The sequence below is a fragment of the Virgibacillus sp. DJP39 genome, assembly GCF_049310925.1.
In the GTDB taxonomy this organism is placed as follows: Bacteria; Bacillota; Bacilli; order Bacillales; family Amphibacillaceae; genus Virgibacillus_F.
On the sequence record NZ_JBMERP010000186.1, the window covers coordinates 1 to 1,082 of the forward strand.

Genomic DNA, 1,082 nt, shown 5'->3' on the forward strand with positions numbered 1-1,082 from the left:
TAATTTTTTCCACACTTTTATGATCCAACGGCGCTTTCCTTCTTGCCATTTAGCTAAGATTTTCTTGCTTATCCGTTTACTTCTTCTTGAATACATACCGTAGTGACGTATCGTTTTAAATTGTTCGTCTGGTATATGACGAATCAAACGAATTATAAACTCCTCTACTGTCACCGTTTCATGCTTTTCTTTCCCATCTGTTTTATCTATATATTTAAACGTTACCTGTTGCCCATCATATGCCTCAATCCGATTGATCCCAATCGCTGGTCGACGAATATAACGGCCAATATAGCGAAGCTGTTCAGCTATTTTTCCCTTTTGTTTTGGTGCATACACATAGAAGCCTTCCCCATTTTCGAAAAAAGCCTTTTGTAGTCGAGGCTGCACACGCTTCTTTTCCTCTTTGTTTAAATGCTTTCGAATTAGCTTTAGTACGACTGTTTGCCATTGTTTGCGTAGCATCTTAAACGGAATATAATCGTAATCTTTCCAGTTACCTTTTTTCGTTATCCCACCCATAGTTACGAGCATATGAACATGCGGATTAAAATTCACCTTGGCCCCAAACGTATGCAAGCCGGAAATAATTCCTGGGGTCACCTTTCCCTTCTTTTTAAAAAAGTCTGTGACTAGTTTCGCCGCTTCGTCCATAAGTGGCTTCAATAAATTTCGATGCAAAAGAAATATTTCGCGTAATCCTTCATCAATCGTAAAAATCATGTGTCGATGATTTACCTGTAACACGTCTTCTGTTAAAAGACGGCTCCACTCTTCGCTTTCTCCAATGGAACAGGTTGTGCAAAAACGCCCCTTACAACGATAGGCAACTGTATGAACATCGTTACAACCTTCGCAAACATAGAGTTTAAATCCATTTTTCATATCCCCGCAGTCACGAAACTTTTCCACCTCCTTGATGACAATCGAACGGATTCTTTCCCCATATTTCTGCTTAAATGTTTCCCAATTATTATTGTTATCAAAAAAGATTCGCTTCAGAATGTTTTTCTCCATACATAAAAACTACCACATTTATCATCGATGTGGTAGGGTCAAATTTTTATACTTTCTTTACTTAT

The 1,082-nt window shown here is 38.1% G+C and carries 1 protein-coding gene; it reads right to left on the reverse strand.

Going from position 1 to position 1,082, the window contains the following annotated elements:
• Positions 1 to 1,017 (reverse strand): IS91 family transposase (locus tag ACOI1D_RS21685; RefSeq protein WP_422504278.1); only part of this gene is annotated, 1,017 nt, incomplete at its 3' end.
• Positions 1,018 to 1,082 lie beyond the last annotated feature (65 nt).